The organism is Pseudomonas sp. 05T35, assembly GCF_056396605.1.
The window spans coordinates 1-4,836 of the sequence record NZ_JBFTLU010000386.1 but is presented as its reverse complement, the minus strand read 5'-3'; the positions used below and the strand labels follow the sequence as shown (position 1 = coordinate 4,836).

Genomic DNA, 4,836 nt, shown 5'->3' with positions numbered 1-4,836 from the left:
ATGAAGGACGTTGCCCTGTAGCGCATTGCGCTAAAAACACCGGGCTGTGATGATTTGGCGGTTGTCCGCAGCGTTCCAGTCACGCTAATGTCGCCTGACCCAGGCGCAGGAAGACGATGCGCGCAGGGATGCACACTCATTGTTTGATCGAGGATGGAAATGGAATCCGCAGAAATCCTGGTACTACAGGCCAGCTATACCAACCCGATACATGCCGAAGCGATCAGTCTGGTTCTGAATCAATACGCTGAAGACCCGATGGGCGGTGGCACGCCGTTATCGGCCGATGTCTTGCAGCAGTTGCCCGGCGAGCTGGCCAAGCGACCCCATGCATTCAGTGTCCTGGCGTTCGTTCACGGGGAGCCTGCCGGGCTGGTGAATTGCTTCGAAGGTTTCTCGACCTTTGCTTGCCGTCCACTGGTCAATGTCCATGACGTAATGGTGGTCGGAAAATTTCGCGGGCTGGGCCTGAGCCAGAAAATGCTGCAAAAGGTCGAGGATATTGCTCGTCAGCGCGGCTGCTGCAAAATCACTCTGGAAGTGCTGGAAGGCAACGCGGTTGCACAGGGTTCCTATAGCAAGTTCGGGTTTTCGGCGGGGATGTTCGATCCCGCTCATGGCCGGATGTTGTTCTGGATCAAGTCGCTTTAAACAAGAAGGGCGCCTCTGGGGGGGCGTGCACATCAATGCTGCGCAGAAAGCGGGGGGCTGGAACCAGCCCCCGAAGAGATTACGGCTTGATGGTTGAGGCGCTGACAGCCGCAGCCTTGGGTTTCATCAGGCTGAAGTCGATCAGCGCTTTCTGTTCGCGCTCATAAGGGTTGCCGATCAACAGCGGGCGCGGTTTGAAGCTGTCGCTGACCAGGCTCTTGCTGCGGTCCAGTTCATCGAAACTCAAGCCTGCAAGGTCTGCCCAGGTGTGGATCAGCTGCGAACTGCTGTAAGGCCGTTGCAGGTCCGCGGCAAAGCTCCAGTCGTGGGTTTCTCGCCATTTCGGCGAAGCCCAGGCGATGAACGGAATCGTGTACATCGGCGCAGTCGGTTTAGCTTCGTTACGACCCAGCGTGGTGTGACCTGCGGAGTCGAAGACATCTTCGCCGTGGTCGGAGAGGTACAGCAGGAAGCCGTTTGGATCGGTCTTGGCGTAGTCCTTGATCAGGCTCGAGACCACGAAGTCGTTGTACAACACCGCATTGTCGTAGCTGTTGTAGGTCGGCAACTGGTCATCGCGGATACCGGCCGGTACACCCTGACGATCGTTGAATTTGTCGAACGTCGGCGGATAACGGTACTGGTAACTCATGTGCGTGCCGAGCAAGTGCACGACGATGAGCTTGCGCGGAGCGCTGTCGGCCAGGGCCTTGGCGAACGGTTCCAGCACATCGCCATCGTACTGGCGGGCGTTCTGATTGCGGTTGTTGTTCAGGTAGACCTGTTCATCAGCCTGCTCGGAGAACGTCGTGAGCATGGTGTTGCGCTTGGTCATGGTCTGCTGGTTGGTGATCCAGAAAGTCTTGTAGCCCGCCTGTTTCATCACGCTGACCAGTGATGGCGTCTTCAGGTACAGGTCCGGATTTTCTTCATCGGCAAAGGTCAGAACCTGTTGCAGCGCTTCGATGGTGTAAGGGCGCGGGGTAACGACGTTGTCGAAAACCGCCAGTTGATCCTTGAGCTTGTCGAGTTCCGGCGTGGTTTCACGCGGGTAGCCATACAGGCTCATGCGCTGACGGTTGGTCGATTCGCCAATCACCAGCACCAGGGTTGCGGGCTGGTTTGCCATCGCATCCTTGAAGTTGTGCAGCGGCGGGATCTGACTGGCGTTGTCGAGCATGCCTTGCATGCTGCCGAGCGTTTCACGGTAGCGACGATAGGCAACCATCATCTGCCACGGCACCGCTGGCTCGACTCGGGTTTCGAACTTTTCGAGGCCGCTGGCGAAGCTGCCGGTACGTGCCGTCTGCTTGATCAGCGGATAACCGATAATGGCGACCAGAATGGCAGTCGCAGCCAGCAGGGCTTTGCCACGAGACAGGTAAACCGGGCGCAGACGYGTCCACAGCAATACCGTGACGGCGGTGTGCGCCAGGAAGGCCAGGACCATCCACCAGGCGAAATACTGAGTCATGTACTCGCCAGCTTCCGACACGTTCGATTCGAACATGATGAAGATGACGCTTTGCGAGAATTCCTGCTGATAGATAAAGAAGTAACCCAGGCTCGCCATCGAGCAGGCCCAGAGCACGACACCGATCACCGCCGCCAGCAGGCGCGTACGCGCCGGGAACAGTAGCATCGGTGCCAGCCAGATGGCGCTCATGATGAAGGCCTGGCGGAAACCGGCGAAACCCGCGGTGTCGGACAAGAGGATGAGGAGTTGGGTGATGCCGGAGAAATACCAGAAGAACAGGAAAAGCCAGCCAAGTCCTACCCAATCGAAACCTTTCGCAGACGTATTGCTGCGTTTAAACATCGCCATTCAGCGTTCCATCCGATTAATTACTGCGGATACTGGAGCATTTCCAGACACCAACAATTGCACCGCTCACAAAGTGAGCGGCTATAACCGATGAATTATCATCAGGCAGATGTGAAAAAAATGTGAGTTTTGTTCAGCTAGCTGACAGCTTGAGTAGTGGCTGCTGTTCGATTTCAGCGCGTTACCGGCTGTGCAGGCAGTTGTGCCTGGGCAAGCAACAGGCGCAATTGCGCGACCTGGTCGAGCAGTTGATCGCGTTCGGCTTTGAGCTGGCGCAATTCGTCACGACGAATAGTGACGTAGAGGGTCTGTGGAGGCAGTGCGTTTACTACGGTGCCCATTGCTCACCTCGCAAATGGCGTGTCACATCTGTGGTTGGATTGCTCTGGAGCCACGGCCGAACCACTGTCGGCACCGATTCTGGTTTCTTTTTGTTATTTATGGAACTTTTTTATTTTTCACGGTCCCTGTGTCTTCGCCAACGTTTTGGACGTTATCCCTATAGCTCGGGCAAATCGTCCGGAAACTATGTTGCAGCGCTCTGGACTAACCTTAATCAGGTTCATTGCGCTATAACCTTGGCACACCTTTATTTGTAGTAAGGAGCATCAGCACATGCAACTGGGGATTATCGGACTGGGCCGCATGGGCGGCAACATTGCGCGGCGCCTGATGCTCAATGGGCACACCACTGTGGTCTATGACCGTAACACCGCGTTTGTCGACACCCTGAGTGAAGAGGGCGCCACTGGCGTTGCGGACTTGCCGGCACTGGTCGCGGCACTGGATAAACCCCGAGCGGTCTGGGTCATGCTGCCAGCAGGCGCGCCGACCGAAGAAACCATCGACACCCTGAGCCAGTTGCTGGACGCCGGCGATGTGATCATCGATGGTGGCAACACCTTCTATAAGGATGACATTCGCCGCGCGAAAACCCTGTCGGAAAAGGGCCTGAAGTACATCGATGTCGGCACCTCCGGCGGAGTCTGGGGGCTGGAGCGCGGTTACTGCATGATGATCGGTGGTGACGCTGACGTGGTTGATCGCCTCGACCCGCTGTTCGACGCACTGGCGCCAGGCCTGGGTGATATCCCGCGGACCAAGGACCGGGTGGCCGAAGATGATCGTGCCGAGCGTGGCTACATTCATGCTGGCCCAGCTGGTTCCGGGCACTTTGTGAAGATGATTCACAACGGCATCGAATACGGGATGATGCAGGCATTTGCCGAAGGCTTCGACATCCTCAAGACCAAAGCCTCGGAGAACCTGCCGGAAGATCAGCGCTTTGATCTGAACGTGGCCGATATTGCCGAAGTCTGGCGTCGTGGCAGCGTCGTCTCGTCCTGGTTGCTGGACCTGACGGCCGATGCCTTGGCCAGCGATCCGAAACTCGATGGCTACTCCGGTGCCGTGGCTGACAGCGGTGAAGGTCGCTGGACCATCGAAGCGGCCATGGAGCAATCGGTTCCAGTGCCGGTATTGTCCAACTCGCTGTTTGCCCGTTTCCGTTCGCGCCAGCAAAGCACTTATGGCGACAAGCTGCTGTCGGCCATGCGCTTCGGCTTTGGCGGCCATGTCGAGACGCCGAAAAAATGACCTCGATCCGCAAGAAATCCAAGGCACACCCCGCACCACCCACCACGCTGTTCCTGTTCGGATCTGGCCACTGCGCCGCGCTTTTTCAGTGAAGTGGTGCGTCGCCTGGGCTCGTCCGGGCTGCTGGAGGAGGGCGACGACGCCTTCCGCCGGGTCGTGGTCGAAAAACCCTTCGGCTCCGACCTGCACACCGCCGAAGCCTTGAACGCGTGCTTGCTCAAGGTCATGACGGAGAAACAGATTTACCGGATCGACCATTATCTGGGCAAGGAGACCGTACAGAACATATTGGTCAGCCGGTTCTCCAACAGCCTGTTTGAAGCGTTCTGGAACAACCATTACATCGACCACGTACAAATCACCGCGGCAGAAACCGTTGGCGTCGAAACCCGTGGCAGTTTTTATGAACACACGGGCGCACTGCGCGATATGGTGCCCAATCACCTGTTCCAGCTGCTGGCGATGGTCGCGATGGAACCGCCGGCGGCCTTCGGCGCCGACGCGGTGCGCGGTGAAAAGGCCAAGGTGGTGGGGGCGATTCGTCCCTGGTCTACTGAAGAGGCGCGGGCCAACTCGGTACGCGGTCAGTATGTCGCCGGTGAAATTGCCGGAAAGCCGTTGGCCGGTTACCGCGAAGAACCCAATGTCGCGCCAGACAGTACGACGGAAACCTTCGTTGCGCTCAAGGTGATGATCGACAACTGGCGTTGGGTCGGCGTGCCGTTCTACCTGCGCACCGGCAAGCGCATGAGCGTACGCGACAC

At 57.7% G+C, this 4,836-nt stretch carries 4 protein-coding genes and 1 pseudogene; 3 read left to right on the top strand and 2 right to left on the bottom strand.

The window, feature by feature from the left end:
- Window positions 1-159: 159 nt before the first annotated feature.
- On the top strand, window positions 160-651 hold the full coding sequence (locus tag AC1DH9_RS23415) for a GNAT family N-acetyltransferase (protein ID WP_427527964.1): 492 nt from the start codon (window positions 160-162) through the stop codon (window positions 649-651).
- Between the two features lie 79 nt (window positions 652-730).
- Here AC1DH9_RS23415 and AC1DH9_RS23410 read toward each other — a convergent pair whose 3' ends face one another.
- Together AC1DH9_RS23410 and AC1DH9_RS23405 are read right to left on the bottom strand one after the other, a co-directional pair.
- Entirely contained in the window at window positions 731-2,476 is a 1,746-nt protein-coding gene (locus AC1DH9_RS23410) for a phosphoethanolamine transferase CptA (RefSeq protein ID WP_427539980.1), read from the bottom strand.
- Window positions 2,477-2,649: 173 nt separating this feature from the next.
- Window positions 2,650-2,817 (bottom strand): DUF6026 family protein, encoded by a 168-nt coding sequence (locus AC1DH9_RS23405; RefSeq protein ID WP_427539983.1) that lies wholly within the window; start codon window positions 2,815-2,817, stop codon window positions 2,650-2,652.
- 250 nt (window positions 2,818-3,067) lie between these two features.
- Between AC1DH9_RS23405 and gnd the strand changes: the two genes are divergently transcribed.
- Together gnd and AC1DH9_RS23395 are read left to right on the top strand one after the other, a co-directional pair.
- Window positions 3,068-4,072 carry a phosphogluconate dehydrogenase (NAD(+)-dependent, decarboxylating) gene (gnd, locus tag AC1DH9_RS23400; protein WP_367880664.1) on the top strand — a complete coding sequence of 335 codons (1,005 nt, stop codon included), beginning with the start codon at window positions 3,068-3,070 and terminating at the stop codon, window positions 4,070-4,072.
- Window positions 4,073-4,135: 63 nt separating this feature from the next.
- Window positions 4,136-4,836, top strand: a pseudogene (locus AC1DH9_RS23395) (glucose-6-phosphate dehydrogenase (NADP(+))); the annotation flags it as partial.

Bases quoted from the DNA above. Each gene is read 5' to 3' on its own strand.
- AC1DH9_RS23415 (WP_427527964.1), top strand. From the start codon at position 160: ATGGAATCCGCAGAAATCCTGGTACTACAGGCCAGCTATACCAACCCG.
- AC1DH9_RS23405 (WP_427539983.1), bottom strand. From the start codon at position 2,817: ATGGGCACCGTAGTAAACGCACTGCCTCCACAGACCCTCTACGTCACT.